Annotated in this window: 20 protein-coding genes and 1 tRNA gene; 4 read left to right on the top strand and 17 right to left on the bottom strand. The window is 45.8% G+C overall.

The features are described 5' to 3' along the window. Positions 1–16 precede the first annotated feature (16 nt). The 10 genes from CLOSYM_RS01775 to CLOSYM_RS01730 form a co-directional block, all read right to left on the bottom strand. Positions 17–634, bottom strand: a complete 618-nt coding sequence (locus tag CLOSYM_RS01775; protein ID WP_003503859.1) for a V-type ATP synthase subunit D — start codon at positions 632–634, stop codon at positions 17–19. A 39-nt stretch (positions 635–673) separates the two neighbouring features. After that, positions 674–2,056 (bottom strand): V-type ATP synthase subunit B, encoded by a 1,383-nt coding sequence (locus CLOSYM_RS01770; protein WP_003503861.1) that lies wholly within the window; start codon positions 2,054–2,056, stop codon positions 674–676. Positions 2,057–2,071: 15 nt separating this feature from the next. After that, positions 2,072–3,838 (bottom strand): V-type ATP synthase subunit A, encoded by a 1,767-nt coding sequence (locus tag CLOSYM_RS01765; RefSeq protein WP_021640699.1) that lies wholly within the window; start codon positions 3,836–3,838, stop codon positions 2,072–2,074. Between the two features lies 1 nt (position 3,839). After that, positions 3,840–4,421, bottom strand: a complete 582-nt coding sequence (locus CLOSYM_RS01760; RefSeq protein WP_021640698.1) for a V-type ATP synthase subunit E — start codon at positions 4,419–4,421, stop codon at positions 3,840–3,842. Positions 4,422–4,476: 55 nt separating this feature from the next. Continuing rightward, the gene (locus CLOSYM_RS01755) at positions 4,477–4,785 is read right to left on the bottom strand and encodes a V-type ATP synthase subunit F (RefSeq protein ID WP_003503867.1); all 309 of its coding nucleotides are present in this window, start codon (positions 4,783–4,785) and stop codon (positions 4,477–4,479) included. Beyond that, positions 4,785–5,219 (bottom strand): ATP synthase subunit C, encoded by a 435-nt coding sequence (locus CLOSYM_RS01750; protein ID WP_003503869.1) that lies wholly within the window; start codon positions 5,217–5,219, stop codon positions 4,785–4,787. The genes CLOSYM_RS01755 and CLOSYM_RS01750 overlap by 1 nt, the downstream gene beginning before the upstream one ends. Before the next feature lie 48 nt (positions 5,220–5,267). Continuing rightward, positions 5,268–7,238, bottom strand: coding sequence for a V-type ATP synthase subunit I (locus tag CLOSYM_RS01745; RefSeq protein ID WP_003503872.1), 1,971 nt, complete (start codon positions 7,236–7,238; stop codon positions 5,268–5,270). Continuing rightward, positions 7,235–8,305, bottom strand: a complete 1,071-nt coding sequence (locus CLOSYM_RS01740; protein WP_044902043.1) for a V0D/AC39 family V-type ATPase subunit — start codon at positions 8,303–8,305, stop codon at positions 7,235–7,237. Before CLOSYM_RS01740 ends, CLOSYM_RS01745 begins: the two co-directional genes overlap by 4 nt. Positions 8,306–8,310: 5 nt before the next feature. Beyond that, positions 8,311–8,622, bottom strand: coding sequence for a hypothetical protein (locus tag CLOSYM_RS01735; RefSeq protein WP_003503876.1), 312 nt, complete (start codon positions 8,620–8,622; stop codon positions 8,311–8,313). A 297-nt stretch (positions 8,623–8,919) separates the two neighbouring features. Continuing rightward, a complete protein-coding gene (locus tag CLOSYM_RS01730) occupies positions 8,920–9,801 on the bottom strand; it encodes an SH3 domain-containing protein (RefSeq protein ID WP_003503878.1) in 882 nt (293 codons plus the stop codon). Positions 9,802–10,059: 258 nt separating this feature from the next. Here CLOSYM_RS01730 and trmB point away from each other — a divergent pair, with 258 nt between their 5' ends. The 4 genes from trmB to CLOSYM_RS01715 all read left to right on the top strand — a co-directional run bounded on the left by trmB (position 10,060) and on the right by CLOSYM_RS01715 (position 11,548). Then, positions 10,060–10,716 (top strand): tRNA (guanosine(46)-N7)-methyltransferase TrmB, encoded by a 657-nt coding sequence (trmB, locus tag CLOSYM_RS01725; protein ID WP_003503880.1) that lies wholly within the window; start codon positions 10,060–10,062, stop codon positions 10,714–10,716. 81 nt (positions 10,717–10,797) lie between these two features. Continuing rightward, positions 10,798–10,941: a hypothetical protein gene (locus CLOSYM_RS22905; RefSeq protein ID WP_009298649.1), complete on the top strand. Its 144-nt coding sequence runs from the start codon at positions 10,798–10,800 to the stop codon at positions 10,939–10,941. 12 nt (positions 10,942–10,953) lie between these two features. Then, positions 10,954–11,271 (top strand): thioredoxin, encoded by a 318-nt coding sequence (gene trxA / locus CLOSYM_RS01720; protein WP_003503882.1) that lies wholly within the window; start codon positions 10,954–10,956, stop codon positions 11,269–11,271. A gap of 204 nt (positions 11,272–11,475) precedes the next feature. Then, a tRNA-Lys gene (locus tag CLOSYM_RS01715) sits at positions 11,476–11,548 on the top strand. Positions 11,549–11,704: 156 nt separating this feature from the next. Here CLOSYM_RS01715 and CLOSYM_RS01710 read toward each other — a convergent pair. The 7 genes from CLOSYM_RS01710 to CLOSYM_RS01680 all read right to left on the bottom strand — a co-directional run. Further along, positions 11,705–12,649, bottom strand: coding sequence for a tyrosine-type recombinase/integrase (locus CLOSYM_RS01710; protein ID WP_021640693.1), 945 nt, complete (start codon positions 12,647–12,649; stop codon positions 11,705–11,707). After that, positions 12,636–14,258, bottom strand: a complete 1,623-nt coding sequence (locus CLOSYM_RS01705; protein WP_021640692.1) for a hypothetical protein — start codon at positions 14,256–14,258, stop codon at positions 12,636–12,638. Before CLOSYM_RS01705 ends, CLOSYM_RS01710 begins: the two co-directional genes overlap by 14 nt. A 196-nt stretch (positions 14,259–14,454) precedes the next feature. Continuing rightward, complete coding sequence (locus tag CLOSYM_RS01700) at positions 14,455–15,363, bottom strand: zonular occludens toxin domain-containing protein (protein ID WP_044902042.1); 909 nt, start codon at positions 15,361–15,363, stop codon at positions 14,455–14,457. A gap of 80 nt (positions 15,364–15,443) precedes the next feature. Further along, the gene (locus tag CLOSYM_RS01695) at positions 15,444–15,710 is read right to left on the bottom strand and encodes a hypothetical protein (protein ID WP_021640690.1); all 267 of its coding nucleotides are present in this window, start codon (positions 15,708–15,710) and stop codon (positions 15,444–15,446) included. Between the two features lie 12 nt (positions 15,711–15,722). After that, the gene (locus CLOSYM_RS01690) at positions 15,723–17,471 is read right to left on the bottom strand and encodes a hypothetical protein (protein WP_044902041.1); all 1,749 of its coding nucleotides are present in this window, start codon (positions 17,469–17,471) and stop codon (positions 15,723–15,725) included. A 197-nt stretch (positions 17,472–17,668) separates the two neighbouring features. Next, a complete protein-coding gene (locus tag CLOSYM_RS01685) occupies positions 17,669–17,986 on the bottom strand; it encodes a hypothetical protein (RefSeq protein WP_021640688.1) in 318 nt (105 codons plus the stop codon). 10 nt (positions 17,987–17,996) lie between these two features. Then, positions 17,997–18,316 (bottom strand): hypothetical protein (locus CLOSYM_RS01680; RefSeq protein WP_021640687.1); only part of this gene is annotated, 320 nt, incomplete at its 5' end.

Raw genomic sequence — 18,316 nt, 5'->3', positions numbered from 1 at the left:
ATGAAGTCACTCCTCTTTAGTTTCGCCGCCGTTTAATTACCTTCAGACGGGTAAATTCTTCACGGTCTTTTTCTTCCAGGGAATTAGTGATATCCCGGACCAGGCCGCTGTAGGATGGAATTGTAATGTTTTTCAGTGCATTGGCCCGTTTCTGGGTCTTTTTGATACTGGAAGCAAGGCGGTATGCGGAATTCTCCACCATAGACAGGCGGATGGTCAGCTCTTTAACCCGGTCGAACGCGGCCCGGGCCTGATCCAGAGATTCTTTTGTGCTGTAAAAAGCGTAAGTGGGAACCTCCTCCTGCTTTTTATGGAAGCGCACCAGAGGTATCTCCGTTCCCATAATGCTCCGGGCTTTGATTTCAATCGAATCCTCCACCGGGATCGATTCACCGGCCTCCTGGACATAGCTGATGCCCAGCTCGATATTTGCCTTCTGGAGCGCCCGATAGGCGGTCTGGAAGGTGACATCGATTTCCGACTGGATGTCTTTGGCCTGATCGATAAGAGCCATCAGTTCACGGATCAGGATATTTCGTTTTTTATCCATCAGCTCGTAACCCTGGCTGGCCAGGGCCAGGGAGTTTTTCGCCAGTATCAGATTCCCTTTTGTAGGAAAAGTATTTGGATTCATTTAGATTCATCCCCTCCTCCGGGCGGTCGTTCTTCTGTTTTAATCGGCGGCCGGTTTATAATACTGATCCAGCACCTTTGTGTCTATACGATCCAGCTCTGTCCTGGGCAGCATGCCAAGAAGCTCCCAGCCGATATCTAAGGTCTTAAGGATACTGCGGTTCTCGTGAGGATCCTGGCCGATGAAACGTGTCTCAAATTCTTTTCCGAATTTCAGATATAATTTATCTATCGGTGACAATTCATCCTCGCCGATTACCGACGCCAGAGCTCTGGCATCGCCGACTTTGGCGTAGCAGGAAAAAAGCTGGTTTGCCACATCCTGATGGTCGGCTCTGGTAAAACCGTCGCCAATGCCGTCCTTCATCAGTCTTGAAAGCGATGGAAGGACACTTACCGGGGGATAAATGGACTGGCCCTGCAGGCCCCGGTCTAATACGATCTGGCCCTCGGTGATATATCCGGTCAGATCGGGAATCGGATGCGTGATATCGTCGTTCGGCATCGTCAGAATCGGAATCTGGGTCACGGACCCGTTTATGCCGGCTACGATTCCGGCGCGTTCATAGATGGCGGCCAATTCACTGTACAGGTATCCCGGGTATCCTTTTCTGGAAGGAATCTCGCCCTTGGAGGAGGAGACCTCACGCATGGCCTCCGCAAAGGAAGTCATATCGGTCAGGATAACCAGAATGTGCATATGCTTTTCAAACGCCAGATACTCTGCAGTTGTCAGTGCAATCTTCGGAGTAATGAGACGCTCCATAACAGGATCATTTGCCAGGTTGATGAAGGTGACAACGTGATCGGAAACACCGCTCTCCTCGAATGTCCGGCGGAAATAATCCCCGACCTCGTATTTTACACCCATTGCCGCAAATACAATGGCAAACTTTTCGGAAGAATCATCTCCCAGGGATGCCTGCTGTACGATCTGGGCAGCAAGCTGATCGTGGGGAAGTCCGTTGCCGGAGAAAATCGGCAGTTTCTGTCCGCGGATCAGAGTAGTCAGTCCGTCGATAGCCGAGATACCGGTCCGTATATAGTTTCTGGGATATTCCCGTGAAACTGGATTCAACGGTTTTCCGTTCACGTCCAGCCGGACGTTTCCGGGTACCGGACCCAGACCGTCGATAGGCTGGCCGATACCGTTGAAGGTCCGCCCGAGCATCTCCTCGGAGACAACGATCTCCATCGGATGTCCGGTCAGCCTGGTGTGGGTATTGCGAAGCGCCATATTCTCGGTCCCCTCAAAGACCTGGATAATGGCCTTTTCACCGTAAAGTTCGATTATCTTTCCCAGCTTGCGTTCCTGGCCGCCGACGTTCATTTCCACGATCTCATCGTAGGCGGCATTCTCGACGCCGTCCAGTACCACCAGAGGGCCGTTAATGGAACTGAGTCCCAAATATTCAATTGCCATGATATAAGTCCCTCCTTAAGCGTTCCGTTCCACGACACCGTCATAGAACCGGTCAACAGCATCCCGGTATTCATCGAAGAGCTCGGGGCGGTTATTGGGAACGTCGTATTTGATAGATATAATTTTCTCAAAAATATCGTCCTGTTTTAAAACGGACATCGGCATGCCCATCCCAATCAGTGCGCGGCAGCGTTTATAGAGATACAGGATAATTTCCATCATCTTAAACTGCTTTTTCATCGGAACACAGGTGTCCTCGGCATGAAAGGCATTCTGCTGTAGGAAGCCCAGGCGGATTACCTTGGCGATTTCCAGTACCAGCTTCTGATCGTCGGGCAGAACGTCGCTGCCTATCAGCTTGACAATCTCCATCAGTCCATTTTCCTGTGTCAGTATATAGACAAGCTGGTTCCGGTAGTCGATGAAGCGCTTATCCACATTTTCCGTATACCAGGGCGCCAAATCGGTCAGATATTCAGAATAGCTGGTCAGCCACTGGATAGCCGGGAAATGTCTGGCATAGGCCAGGTTCTTATCAAGCCCCCAGAAGCAGCGGACAAAACGCTTGGTATTCTGTGTCACCGGCTCGGAGAAATCGCCTCCCTGCGGCGAGACGGCGCCGATAATGGAAACGGAACCTTCCGTACCGTTTAAGTTCTGCATCATTCCGGCTCTCTCATAGAAAGCGGACAGCCGGGATGCCAGATAAGCCGGGAAACCTTCTTCGGCAGGCATCTCCTCCAGACGCCCGGAAAGCTCTCTCAGCGCCTCGGCCCAGCGTGACGTGGAATCAGCCATGATAGCGACGTGATAACCCATATCACGGTAGTATTCCGCCAGGGTAAGACCGGAATAGAGACTGGCCTCACGCGCTGCAACCGGCATGTTGGAGGTATTGGCTATCAGCGTAGTGCGGTCCATTAAGGGATTGCCGGAACGCGGATCGGTCAGCTCCTGGAACTCTTCCAGAACCTGGGTCATCTCATTGCCGCGCTCTCCGCAGCCGATATAGATAATAATGTCGGCATCGGACCATTTTGCGATCTGATGCTGGGTCATGGTTTTACCTGTGCCGAAGCCGCCGGGGATACAGGCGGTGCCGCCTTTTGCCAGGGGAAACAGGGTATCCAGGATACGCTGTCCTGTAATGAGCGGCCGGGATGCCGGATAGCGTTTGCTGACGGGGCGCGGGATGCGGATAGGCCATTTCTGTGCCATCGTAAGCTTGATTTCCGAGCCGTCCGGCTGTAATAGTGTGATGAGCGGATCGTGGATCGTATATTTTCCGTCTGCCGCGGCATCGAGAACGGTTCCCTCAATTCCGGGGGGGACCATGGGCTTGTGGACGATGGCTCTTGTCTCGGGCACTTCGGCAAAGATAGAACCCTGATACAGCACATCTCCTTTTTTAACGGTAATAAGAGTGTCCCACAATTTACTGCCGTCCAGTGACTCGACACTTACGCCGCGGTCAATATAGGCGCCGCCCGTTTTTTTGATTTCAGACAGGGGCCTTTCAATTCCGTCAAATATATTGGTAAGAATGCCGGGTGCCAGTATGACCGATACGGGCGAGCCGCTTCCCGTGACGGATTCCCCGGGCTTTAAGCCGGAAGTCTCCTCATAAACCTCAATCGTTGTCCGCTCGCTTGTAAGGCCGATTACTTCCCCCACCAGGTTCTCCGTGCCGACATAGACGAGTTCATTCATCTTAAAGCCCGGATCGCCCTTCAGGTAGACAATGGGACCGTTGATACCATAAATAATGCCTGTTCGCTCCATCTTATCTGCCTCCTATCCGGAACTGGAATTTATCAGAGATTTCCGCCAGTTTTGTTTTAAATGAATTATCAATCAGAATATTTTTCGACGGAATGACGGCCTGTATACCGCCCAGAAACGTAGTGTCGCTGAGCTTTATCTCTGCGCCCGTATGCAATGCGATACGGTTTAACTTATCCTCGTCGGATGGATCCAGATAAACGGTCATCGGAGCGTGCTGGGCAAATTCCAGCGCTTTTTTAACCTCCGATTCCAGAAACCGCTGATAGTCGGCTGAATCCATGAAAAGGGCAAGCCGGTTCCTCAGCTCGCTGATCAGCATGGTTTTCAGCTCCTCCTGCTTCTGGCTGTACTCCCGCTTGATATTGATCTGTTCTATCGATAACTGCTTGTTGATTTCGTGTTCAATTTTTTCCACCTCTGCGTCCACCTGCATGTCGGATTGACGCCTGGCATCCCTTTTATGCTCTTCCAGGATAGAACGCAGGGAGGCCGTATAGTCGGCCAGCATTTTATTGCTGCGCTCGGTAGCATCCCCATAGCAGAGGGATTCGAAATGTTCCAGTTTTTCTTCAATGGTCAAGTTATGTTCACCTGCTTTCCAGTACTGCTTTTCAGCTTTTACAGTGGAATTTCTGTTATAGCTTGAGGCCGATTGCCTCGTTCACATAGGCGGTGATAAAGTCCGGCTTGCGGCCGGTGCCGTGACGGTCGGGAATTTCCACAAAAAGAGGAAAATTGTGTTCCAGTCTGACACGGTTGATGAGATCCGGAAAGTCGCGCCCGAATTTTTCGGTCAGCAGAACAATACCTATCTCTTTATCGGCGAGGACTTTATCGAGAGCCTCTTTTACTTCCTGCATTTCATGGACAACAACGCCCTCGACACCTGCCAGGCGCATTCCGGTGAGCGTGTCAATGTTGTCGCTTATCAGGTACATCTTCATTATAACTTACCAAGGATCATGAAGGAGATGATCAGTCCGTAAAGGCAGACACCTTCGGCAAGTCCGGCGAAGATGAGCGATTTTCCGAAAATAGTGGAGTCCTCGCTGATGGCTCCCAAAGCTGCCGAAGCAGCGGCGGAAACAGCGATACCTCCTCCGATACCGGAAAGTCCGGTTGAGAGGGCGGCAGCAATATATCCCATACCGGCTGCCGAGTTTACTGCAGATTCCGCAGCCTCACCTGCGGCATAGGCCTGGCCTGAGAACATGAGGACGGATGCGGTTATCAGTGTGCCGAAAAAGAGCAGTGCGTTGACGCCCAGGGCAGTTTTATATCTGCCCCTGGTCTTTTCGCCGGCGGCGAAAGCGCCGAAGGGAACGGCGATACTCAAAATAAGTGCTGCAGCTAATACGATTTTAACGGTTAATGACATAATAGTAATCCTCCATATCTTTATTCACGTATTTTATATAAAGTTGTGTCATGCCTTTCCATAGGGCTTGAACTCACGTCCGCTGCCTTTATAGAAACGGCTGAATATTTCATAATATTCCAGTCTCAGAACCTGGATCCCGACAATCAGTCCCTCCATTGCACAGACAAACAGGTTGCCGATGATGACAACAGCCCAGTTGAGGGAACCTGATTCTGCGCCTGCCAGCATCATTACGACTTCCATCATGGCTGCATGGCTGACGGCGAAAGCTCCCACACGGACAAAGGACAGGGTGTTGGAGAAATAGCTGAGCAGCATCTCAAACATCTCGAAAAAGCCCTGTACAAAGAACATGACCCGGGAATCGGAATGCTTTCCGGCCTGTTTCTTGACCAGTGAAGCAAGCGGTTCCTTCAGAAAGATAATGACAAGCGGGATGCCGAACATCACGGCAAGCACCCAGGCTGCAGGGAGCGTTTTCCCCATCATGAAGAGAACAACAACAGCCAGTACGCTTCCGTAAAAGACGAGGCCGGCCAGTCCATTGGCATCAAACCAGGATTTCTCAGGGTCATGGAAACGGACGGAATTGACGATGTTTAAAATCATTGTCAGAACGATAATTCCCATTCCCAGCGCAACTGCCACAATAAATACGGTGTTCAGCTTCCCGATAAACGGCAGATTCATCATCTGGGCCGCAGGCCGCAGCCATAGGGGATGGATTACATCTTCAAAGCCGAAGACACTGCCGAACAGGAAACCGAATACGGCTGAGAAAAATCCGCAGCAGGAGATAACCGCAGCCAGATCCATCTTTTTAACCCGGTAAAGAAGGTAGCCTCCCAATAAGAGCAGCAGCCCCTGGCCCACATCTCCAAACATGAAGCCGAAAAGGAAGGAGTAGGTAATGCCAATCAGGATGGTCGGATCAAACTCTCCATAGGCGGGCAGGCCGTACATTTTAATGAACATCTCAAACGGCCGGAACAGCTTTGGATTTCTCAGCTTTGTCGGAGGCGGTGTCAGCAGGTTATTATGATCATCTTCCACAATACAGAACGTCTTGTCGTCCGTCTCAAGCTCTTTCTTAAAGTTTGCGGCATCTGTCTCCGTCATCCACCCGCAGAGAATGTAAAAGGTGTTAACATCATGGTTTGTGCAGGCGGCCAGCTTCCTCACATTAAAATTGGTGTTATAGGAATTCAGCTTTTCGTAGGCAGCCAGGATGTCCCGGCGGTTTTCTTCCAGAATACGGCTGATTTCCGAATTCGTTGACTCCAGTGCAGCCTCGGCTTTCTTAATCTGCTGTTCCAGTGCATCGATCGCCTCCCCGGGAGTGCCGTTATACTCATCCGGCACAATGAAACGTTCAAAATGAAGGGAGGTATAGATTGCATCAATTCGTTTTGATATCACGGCCGGCACAAAGTAAACGATGGAAACGTAATGCTCATCCTCATGACATTTGTAGAGGATTGTATCTAATGATTCGTAGACCACTTTTTCAAATTTGGCGTAATACTCCCGCGGGATCCGGCCGAAGCGGAACCGGATATGCTGGAAATGCAGGATTGACCGGATGTCATAATCCAGCTCCCTGAATGGGACAATCTTGTTGTAGGAAGTCCTGAGGGTATCCAGTTCCTCTTCCAGTTTTCCCTTGCTGTCACGGTAATCTGCCAGTTCCTTGTCTACACGCTGTACGGTTTCAGAGGCCTCTTCGATTGAAATATCCCCGCCGGCCAAAATCCGTATGGACTTATTCCTTCCGGCGGATGTATCTTTGTCCCGGGATGTCTCACTGGCATTGAAAGAATTGGCCAGGCGGGCAGCCCGGGTAAATAATTCTTTATAGGGATTAATCTCAATGTAAGGGCGAAGATCTTTGACAGTTTTTAATTCTGATAAAGCATTTTCAATCTGAATTTCGTATTTGCTGAGATACAGATTGACAACCCGGTCTATATCCTCTTTGGGACCGGTTATGCTTAGAAATTTCATTTTCTCTATCACGGCGTGTTCCCCCCTGACTCTTCTTTTTCTATAATATCCAGTATTTCACCGGCGCCCAGATGATAACGAATCCCCTCGATTACAGTAATAATCTTTCTCAACTCCTCTTCTTTAAAATACAGATACGAGTAGAGAGTGGCTATCGAATATGGATTTCTTCTGGCAGCGGTGCGGTGAATGTGCGCCAGTATCACGCCATACAGAATTTCCAGGTCAGGCTTCTCTTCAAGAGACGCCGCCTTTGTCTGTGCGCCATACCAGGTATCTGAGAGAACGGAAAAAAACTCATCCATGCTTTCCGCGGCAATCAGATGCTCCAGCTGGCTGCTTCGCAGCCGGTAACGGATTGGTATCAGAAGCTTTTTAACTGCTTCTCCGGAAACGGTGTAGTACCGTTTGGTTCTGTAAATCCACTGCAGGTTGAGCAGATCCAGCTTTGTACCAAAGCCCTGCAGGATTGCGTCCTGTTCCCGTCTGGGTATTTTTTTCTTTATTGCTCTCCATGTTACATTGAAATAGTATAAATCAAGCGCCATCTCATAGTCGAAATGGCCTCCGTCGCCGGAATCGCGGATACCTGCGAGCAGCGGGTAATAAATAGTGCCCTCCAGGCTTTCTATGAATTCATCCGTCGTTGCCGCGGTGCCGATGGCAGCAAGGTTGAGCTTCGAATGAGAGCGGAAAAAATCTTCGTATCTGGACAGCCCCACGGGAACCGGCTGATGGGCCGCCGCATTCCTAAGGCAGCTTTTTAATATATCGATCTCAAAGTGCATAAAATACAGTTTGAAAAACTGACGCTGTTTTATCCCGGCAAAACGGTACAGTCTGGCATAATCCCTGTACAGGGCGCCGGCCAGCAGACGTTCGATTGTACCACGGTGAAGATCTTCGCTGTCCATATCCGGGAATATATCGGAGTAGGTGGGAATGGAGCGCAAAAAATCCACAGCTTCAGGTACACTTTCCAGCGCAGCCATAGCGCGGTACTGTTCTTTGGTAAGAAGCTGCCCCTTCATTGCGCGGACCTTTGCCGTAAGTCCGCTGTAGGCCAGAAGTCCTCTCATAAGAATCACGCTCCTGTCATTTCTTTAAACAGCTGTTCCACATAATTTTTGCTCTGACACTTATAATGGTTTTCAAGCTTTTCCAGCATATGATCGGCGCGGCTTTGCTGACAGGCCAGCTTTTTCTTCATCTCAGCCTCCATTGAGGTCCGCACCTCGTCAATGCGTGCGGAAGTTTCCGCCTCAAGTTCCCGGTCAAAGCTTTCTGTTTCCCGGCGGATCTGCTCTGCGATATCCTTTTTCCGGGCTGCCGCGTCATCCATTATTTTAACAGCTTTATTTTCAATTAGTGATATTTTTCCAATAATCCGATCCATGTAGGTTACCTCCTGCGGTGATTGATGAAGTTCATGCCAGAGCGTGTCAGAAAATCTATTCCCGCTGTCTGAACCGATCTTTACAATAGTATACGCATAACGGTGAAAAGTACACTTTCAGAAACAGTACAGAAAGCATGAACTGTTTCCATTTAACGATAGCCTGCACGCTCCGCGCACAGATCACCGCCTTTAATTAAAAGAAACCATAGCAGAATTGGGATATTCCGCTATGGTTTTTGGGCAGTTATAAATAAAGCGATTTCAGCCAATGGAATCCGAACTTCTGTCATTCAATTATTCGGTGACAGGTGTGAGGTATTCCTTTGCAACGTAGGCATCCTGGCCGTTGTATCTGATAATACACCATCTGTCATCATGATCACGCACATATTCAACTTCTGCACCCCGGGCCAGCTGTACGACAATGCGTCCGTCTGTTGCAGGGGTTGCCCGTACGTTCAGTGTATCCGCATTAACTTTGTATTTAACAGTTGCAGCTTCTGTAGTCGGCTCCTCTGCCGGACTTTCACTTTCTGTCGGAACCGGTTCAGTCATTTCTGTTGAGACGGCCGGTGCAGTAGTTTCCGGGACTTTCTCTTTTCCCGGGTGAATCATCTTGATGATAAAGATTAATACTACAATAATTGCGATTAATAGTAAAGGTTTTATAATACTTCCCGCGTCGAAGGAAGGACCGGAAGACTGTACTCTGCGCCTTCTGCTGGAACTTCCCCCTGAGGAGGAGCGCCGGCCCGGTGATTCATCCGTCCTGCGCCGCGCTGATGCAGCCGGTGCAGGTTTACGCCGCCGTTCGTTGTAGTCGTTGGCAAATGTGTAAACCTCCTGTGAGAGAAGATGATGGGCCTGATTGGCATTGTAGGCGCTGTTGTCTTCTTCATGAATAGCCTTATTGCCTATGGTCCTGATCTTGTGATAATGTTCGCAGGTGGTCTTGCTGATGATTCCATCATCATATAGCCCGTCAATCATATCAATCAGGTTGCCTTCCATAACGCCTGATTTCTCACAAAGGCACTTCACCATAAATTCCAGGGTCTGGCGTGCCTTAATCATAGCCATGTTGTACTTTTTCTGTCCGATTAGACGTTCTGTATCTCTAACTCCGCTTTGAATTTTCTCCCAGCTGTTTGTGCCCGGATTGTCTGTATTGTTCATAGGCTGTCTCCTTTGTATCAGTGTTACTCAAACCTTAATTATCCCTATTATAATATATAGGAAAATTTTATGCACCTATATTTTAAAATAAATTTATAAAATTAGGAAAAATGTAATATATATCTTAGAATTGCCGCAGCTATTTGAGAATTTACAGATTAACTTGCATAAAAATCGTTGAAATGGTAAGATAGAAAGATAAAATAAATGGAAAAACCATGAAAAATAAAGGTAAATGTAAAATCAGGAGGACACGGTATGAGACTACGCCATATACCGGGCGCAGAGCAGATGATAGAGGACAGCCCCTACGTAATTCAGAATCCCGAAGAGCGGAAGGGAAAGTGGCATGAGGTTTTCGGAAATCACAATCCGATACGCATAGAAGTAGGTATGGGGAAGGGCAGGTTTATCATGGAACTGGCCAAAGCCAACCCTGAAATAAATTATATCGGCATAGAGCGGTATTCGACCGTACTGCTGAAGGCGATACAGAAGAGAGAACAGCTTGCAATTACGAATATCTGCTTTATGTGTATAGATGCAAAGAATATGGCCGATATTTTTGATATGGGGGAGGTTGACAGAATTTATCTGAATTTCTCCGATCCATGGCCAAAGGACAGGCATGCCAAGAGAAGGCTGACATCACCTCAGTTTATGGAGGTATATGATAAAATCCTGAAGAAAGACGGCACCGTGGAATTTAAGACAGACAACAGGGGGCTTTTTGATTATTCCCTGGAATCGGTACCGGAGGCAGGATGGAATATTTTAGAATATACATTTGACCTTCATCACAGTGAAATGGCGGAGGGGAATGTAATGACGGAGTATGAGACAAAGTTTGCGGCAGAGGGAAAGCCGATCTGCAAACTTGTGGCCGCCAGAGAGATTGCGGCAGACGGAAAATAAAAAGCCGCATGGCCCGTCGGGTATCTGTACATGTGCGATAAGCATATAATGTGGAAAACAGCAGACAGCAGGTGTGCAGATATGAGCATGAAAGCCAGAATTACCCGTGAATTGTCGAAAGCGACAAGTGATAAGGCGGAACTAAACAAAACCGTTCTGAAATGGAAAAAGCATTTTGACGAAGCGGGAAAGGTGATCGGTGCTGACAGAAAAAAGAAGAAGTAGGAGGAGTTGCGAATGGAGAAGAGATTTACGAGCGAGAATTTTGAAACGGAAGTTTTGAAATCAGATGTACCGGTACTGGTAGATTTTTATGCCGACTGGTGCGGTCCGTGCAAACGAATGGCACCCATCGTAGAACAGCTGGCTTCCGAGTATGAAGGTAAGATTACGGTCGGAAAGGTAAATATAGACGACAGTACGGATCTTGCCATTAAATACGGCGTTATGTCAATACCGACTCTGATCGTATTCCGAAGAGGAGAAGTGTTCAGAAAAGAAGTGGGAGTACAGACGAAGGCGACGGTGGCGAAGGCGATCAACCAGGCCATTTAATAATTAATTAACTTGAAGCGTGAATGCAGGGGGGATCCGGCTTTTGCCGGAGCCCTCTTTTACGAATAAAACCGGGATAGTTTTAATAAAATATATACTTTGGATATATTTTTTACAAAACTTTAAAAAAAAGGTTGACAATTGGAGATGATTGAGATAAAATAATCCATGCGTCACGAAAAATGACGAAAGAAAATATTCTCAGCGCCTTTAGCTCAGTTGGTAGAGCAGTAGACTCTTAATCTATTTGTCCAGGGTTCGAGTCCCTGAAGGCGCACTGATAAGTACTGATTTTGCAGACTGAGAGCTGTGGGGTCGGTGCTTTTTTTTGCGTGAGAAAGGCCCCGGGGGTTCCGGAGCCTTATTTTGTATCTCAATTTTTTATGCAGCGGTTCCCGGCCGGAGACGGATGCGGTGAAGCGTGAGATACATTTTAATATCCTGCTTTGAAAAATAATGGATCTAACTGGTAAATATCGGTGTGTAATATTAGATACTGACTGGCTAAATGCAAATAAAGTCTTGTTACGGCATAATCGTAATGCCCCAGGAGCAGCCGGAGCTGTTCAAGATTCCCCCCACCCATGATAAAACTGGTTGCGAAAGTATGTCTAAGTAAATGCGGATGGATTCGGTCGATATTAGTATTCCGCTTAATACGGAGAAACATAGACTTTATAACATCCTCGTTTATACCCTTGTTTTCAGTTAACTTCCGGAAAAGAGTACCGGACGGCTTATATAACCGAACATATTCACGGAGATTTTCTTCAAGCTTAGGAGCCATCGGTACAACACGGGATTTATCAAACTTTGAGCGGTTAATCGTAATGGCATGTGAATCGAAAATTAAATCCGATGGAGTCAGTGCAATCACCTCGCAGGAGCGCAATCCGGCATCCAGCATTAAATGAATCATACACCAATTACGAAGATCGTTATTTTGCGAGCCATCAAAAACAGAATCAATAGCAACAACTTCCTGAGCCAATAACGGTACAATAATATCATCGTCCTTCCTGGGGAGCTTTACGTCTTCAGTTAATTTAATAGCGATATGCCCATTCTTATATAGCCAGTTCAAAAAGGTTCTTGTTGCTCGTGAATAGGTACATACTGTATTGGATTTGATGCAGCCATTGACATTCATACTATTCCGAAGCGGATGCCCTGCATACTTTTCCTTTGCTCTTAGATAAACAACATATTCTGCATAAAGTGTGTCTGGCAGTTCCGACACTGGCAGTTCCGGCGCACACCGTGTATTATAAAATTGCAAAAAGTAACCTATATTTTTTCGATAATACAATAATGTACGAGGAGCCCAGTAAGAACTGCCAAAATCCATAAAAGCATAAAAGGCTTCAAAAATCGTCATTGAAAACACCTCCATCTTGAAAATCACTCAGGAATGTGCTATCATCATAAAAAGCACCAGAAGACTTATCAAACAAGACAAAATCGTGCGTAAGATTTTCTTCGACCATTCCCGTGAGTTCATTCGGGTTGAATTCACGGGACTTTTTATTTTTATATCTCAGTGCATTCATTAAGTCATTGTCATTCATCTTAAGCAGTGCGTCCATAGCATCCTGCATCACTCCATCATTATTGATTCCCTTTGTATAAATTCCAAACACTATCGCTTTATTTAACAAGCTGCGCTTCATTACATCTTTATTCAATTGTCGGTTATAGATACGTATCAGCCGGAGCTGCTCCGGGAGCTGCCGCATATCTACCAGCTTCGTATTACGGAGTGCAGACCAAAAGCCGCAGTAGTCACGACGACTTTTATTGCTGTCACCGGACGGCTGCACCAGGCGCAGGATATCATGTGTCAGATAGTTGATAATGAGAGGTCGATTATCTAAATAATCATAAACACGTTTTGCGGCGCCTTTAAGCCGGTTATCTGAGACGGGCAACAAACAGTAGGACTTTGTTCCTTTTCGCATTGTCTGGTACTCTACATTTGTTACCAGATGTATTTTGGGAGTCAGAAAGTCGGCAAATGCAATCATAGCATCAGAAACCTTCCGGGATAAATCATATTGCTTCATATAAGCTCGGCAGCTCCGCTTAAAGTCTTCACATGCCCCAAACTCAAGATAAAATTCCAAGCGGGCAATCGTCATATACTTCCAGCTCCGCTGTACATAAGCCTTTTCATAACAATACAGGTCATATCGATTAATCAATCCGTTAAAATACCAGAGCTTAAAAAAGAATGCCTTGTAACCCTGCTCAACCACCTCTTTACTTTTCAGGTAAATCCGAACAAAACATTTCCCACCACGATTACCAAGGGAAACATAATCAATTTCATAGTCTTCGCTTCCGACTTTCGCTGTATGATAATTTGCTCCCCGGTATCGGTCAACTCGCATTTTGTAGAAGTTCTCGATAGAAAAGAACTTTTCCGGATTGACAAGATAATTGCTATGCCAGCAGTAATCAATCCGGTTTTCCTGAACAAAGGAAATGTCAAATCCGAACTGGTCTACAATCGCCTGTACGTATCGTAATGATTCTTCGAAAGCTGCATGGATACCGTACATCCAGAGCATATAGCTGCGCAGCTGCACAATGATCTCACAGGTAACCGAATTAAAGCCAGAAGCAGACGGAGGTACTTTAGATGCAATAAAAACATGAAAGTATTCCGGACACTCCAAACACACATTATAGTATTTGCCATAAGACAAATTCAGCAAATTCATATTTTCGCCGATGGTATCCAGATAGAACGGTATTGAATCGTTGTATCCCATCTTATCCCGCAGCCGTTCTGTAGTCTTACGAAAATGTAATACAGCGGCATCCTCAGTATTAATAGTGAAATCATTTATTAACTTCACACTGTAGTAAAATGTATCGATATTATGTAAAAATTTTTGTTGTTTAATATCAAACCAAAATGGACGCTCATCCATTGGTATTTCATTTGCAATGATGGAGTCCATTAAATACTTGTCAATAGCCATAATACCCCCTATTTTGTATCTCAAATCTCATTTTGTGGAAAAACTAGGCAAAAGGCAATTTGCCTAGTGATGTTATCCACCGAATTTCCTTGTATCCATGCGGATTCAGCCCTGTATCTCAGTGTATTTTGAGACCACCTATTAGAAGACGGTGGTAGGGGCGCCGGAAGGCCAAAACGGGCGGCTTTCGCTCCGCTCAATCCGTCCCGTCTTCGGCCTCTTCCGGCTGCCCAAACAACAAATTAAATGCTGCCTGCCGTTTATCCTGTTCCTCCTGTGCTTTCGCCGTCATCCGATCCACCTGACGCAGCGTATCATATAGGGCATATAAATGATCATCGGCTACATAAGTTCGAATGAATTCTGCTCGTTTACGTTTTCCGGAAAATTTATCCTCATAGTCACTTTTCGAGAAGTAGTAATTCAGGAAATAGCGATCCAAGCCCAGCAAATTTTTACAGATTACCGTATAATTTGCTATATCACGGACTTTTTTAGGAATCCGATCATAAATCTGACTGCTGCATAAAAACTGCATCCCATATTTACGATTAAAGGACAACAAGGCAAGCAGCTCCGGAGGGAACGACTTCCAATCACTGGCATCGAACGTTGTATGTATTTCGTCCAGAGCAATGACGGAATGCATATGATGTGTATTTGCATACTTACTTGCTTTAATCAGATCAGTCCAATGGTCAATTGCCATGTTTTCATTCACATAACAAAAATTTGTCGCTATGAAGACATGATCCGGACCAAGCTCTTTTCGAACACGTTCCATCTGCGCTACCATAGATAGTGTTTTACCTTCGCCGGGCAAAGCAACAAATTGATAAATTCCCCAAAATTTACGAGGTTTCGCGCGAAGGAAATCAACAATGACCCAACGAATAGCAGATAGAATCTGAAACGGAATCCGAAGACGAACTAAAAACGAGATAAACTTTCGAAGCCTTAACCGAAAGCAAAGATCACGGCGATGGATTTTATACCACCACTTTAAACGGCGTGATCTGCGCCTACTTGAAGCAAGATACCGCGCTTTGCGTTCCAGAACTGGTAGCTGAGGGTTCTTCTTTTTCTTTCTTTTTATCTTTTTCATTATAACCTCCTTTTGTATCTCATGCCTCTCGCCCATCGGCTCCGGCCGGGAACCGCAGCAAAATTTTTTGAGATACATATTTAAGGGATAATATCAGCAATACGCCTGATAACCCAGTTAACGATAAATAAAGTAAACTTTGCAAGTTTAATTCCATACACGATAGAGAAGATGGTTAAAATTGTTGGAAGAGGGATAAAGAAGTTTACCTGCGCAATAAACTGTATCATCGTTTCAAATGAGCTTGATATCGTCCCAAGCTGACTGGAACCCACACTTAAATCCGGAAAATGGTCAACTATGAGGTTTGTAAAAAACTGTAGCACAGAACAAATAATATCTGTCATAAGACCTCCAATCTATCCAACATGGAATTGAACATCAAACTGGTCTAACACCCATTTCCCAAAAGCGACCCACAAGACAGCTGATAAAATTGTACGGCACCAATAAAAGGCGTCCGCATACTTGGTCAGATCCATAATGACGATGGTATCAGACTGAACCGCCTGTTTCAGTGCATCCGGCGTCTGCATTGTAAATACAGGCGGAGTGTCCGAAAAGGAATAATTCGTTTTATCAAAGATATCAATAATCTGATTAATGGCGGAAAGTTTGGCCTTTAAAGCGTTTGTCATATCTGAGTAGGAATTATTAATCCGAGTCGTGTCAATTGCAAAGAAGGCAGATATCTCTGCGGCAATCGATTTTGGCACTGCAATCACCTGGTCTTTAATATCGGCCAATGCTCCAGGAATGGTTTGCAGCCAGTCACCGAGCTTTGCCAGCTCTTTACCAATGTTGTCCGGGATTGAAATTATTTTATCCCTAATATCCGCCAGAACGGACGGAATAGCATCTATTTTTGTACCGATATTAACAAGAGCTGAATCAAATGCGGATGCTATATTGCCGGGAAGAGCAAGAATACCGTTAAATATTTTTTGAAGCCAAGCTGCAATCCCGGTAAGAGTAACGTCACCTTCGCCAGTTCCGGAAGACTCCGACTCATCCGGGAACGCTGGGTCTGTCGGAACCACTATTTCACCGTTTGCTGTCAAAGTTTTACCAATATATTCATCAAGGCTGGCTGCCGCATTTTGATTATCAATTGTTTTTCCTATATCAGCCGTTCCATTCCATGTTACAGCTCCGGCTCCAGCATAGGGAACGTCAACAGATGGAGAAGATGAATAAGTAACAGAGAGCGGAAAGCGTAAATTTAAAAATGAATAATTACCAGGAAAACTTATTGGAGGAACCTCGCCATGAGGATATACAGCAGATTTATAATTACCAAGACAATGTTGAAAAGATGTAACGGAACCAACAACGCTAGAAGTATCTAAAACGTCACGACTCACATAACAAATTCCATTATCTGCAACAGTGCCACCATCAAATGTATAAGAACCAGAAAAACCCGTCGTACGTTCAATCATTACTGTTGTTCCAGGCGTTGCATAATAACGATATGAATCCCACCAAAGAGAGCCAGTATAAGATACCGTCATGTCTTTATAACTACCAGAATGACGCAATGTTTCAAATGAATAATAATAAGCCATTGCATCAACCATGATAGAAGTATTAGGAGCAGAGCCATCCACCGCACTAATATTTAACTCCGATATTGCAAACGCCTGGGCCGCCTGAATAAATTCCTCCGGCAGGTCAGACAAACTATCAATTTTATCGTCTGCTTGATGTGCAATTCCCCAGTCAGCCGCAGAAACCATCTTCTCTTTTGTAATTACAACCTCTTTATCCCGAGTATCTTCTTTTGCTTTATAACCAAAACGCAACTGTTGCTTTAAGTAATCTGGATTTTCAGCAGCCTCTTCTAAAATTTCCACTCGCCGTTTCTCGTAAAAATCACTAAAGGACACGACCGCAGATGCAGCCTGAACATACCCGGAAAATTTACATCCAAAACTAAACAGCACATCACAAACCACAGATAAAAAACCTTCGCCAAACTCCAATGCAACAGACGCAGCATAGACTTCCAACGGCCGGATATAAAAAGACGTAACCATTGTCGAAGAAAAGATAAACACTGCACATATCAAAGACAGAACTTTTCTTGTAAATACTCTAATTTTCATAATGCCTTCTTTCCTTTGTATCTCAATTTACCAGCTGCAGCCTGGCGTCACCCGGGAGTAATGAGATACAAATTTTCCGGATTTTTGTATCTCATTTCTACTGGAGCTACGGATGCTCGAGAACCATTTTTGAGATACAAACCTAATTTTGGATACAAAAAAGGAAGGGCATGAGCTGCCCTCCCTGTAATCTGCCATCAGCCCGCCTTAGATAACACACCTTTAATCTTTTTGATGACAAAGTTCGCTGCCGCAGATGCTCCAACAACCGCCAGCGCAGCAACAACAACCAAACCGATGACCTGAATGCCAGTGAACTGTATGTCTGCAATACCCTGCTGCACGTTTGTAAGCAGTTCACCGGAAAGAAGACTTTTTCCTGAAACACCGCCGCTTTCAGATGCAAACGCCTGCATAGACGGTACAATTGTCATTGCCGTAGTAGTTGCAGTTACGCAGATAAGTGTCTTCTTTGACTTCACGTCAGATAATACAGTAGCTAATTTCTTTCTCATAGAAACCTCCTTAAATAAATATTTTTGTTATAAGCGAACGAATAAAGCGAATCACAAAGAAGGCAATGATTAAAAAGTATACAACTAAGTTCACAGCCAATGAATAAGTGAGAAGCTGATTCGTTATAACCAACTGTTCAAATACAGGATCGTCTCCTGCATAGGAAGAGGTATACAGTTCCCCTTCTTCCTCTTCCGGTGAATTAAAAAAAGCATCATATTCAGCAGCCTGCCAGGATTCTTCAAGAGCTGGATCGTCAAACTGGTAATAAATCATCCCTGTTCTCAAAATGTACATCAACCTGCTCCTAATATATAAGTGTAGGGTTT

This window comes from [Clostridium] symbiosum ATCC 14940 (genome assembly GCF_000466485.1).
In the GTDB taxonomy this organism is placed as follows: Bacteria; Bacillota; Clostridia; order Lachnospirales; family Lachnospiraceae; genus Otoolea; species Otoolea symbiosa.
This window is presented reverse-complemented; position numbering and strand designations above follow the sequence as displayed.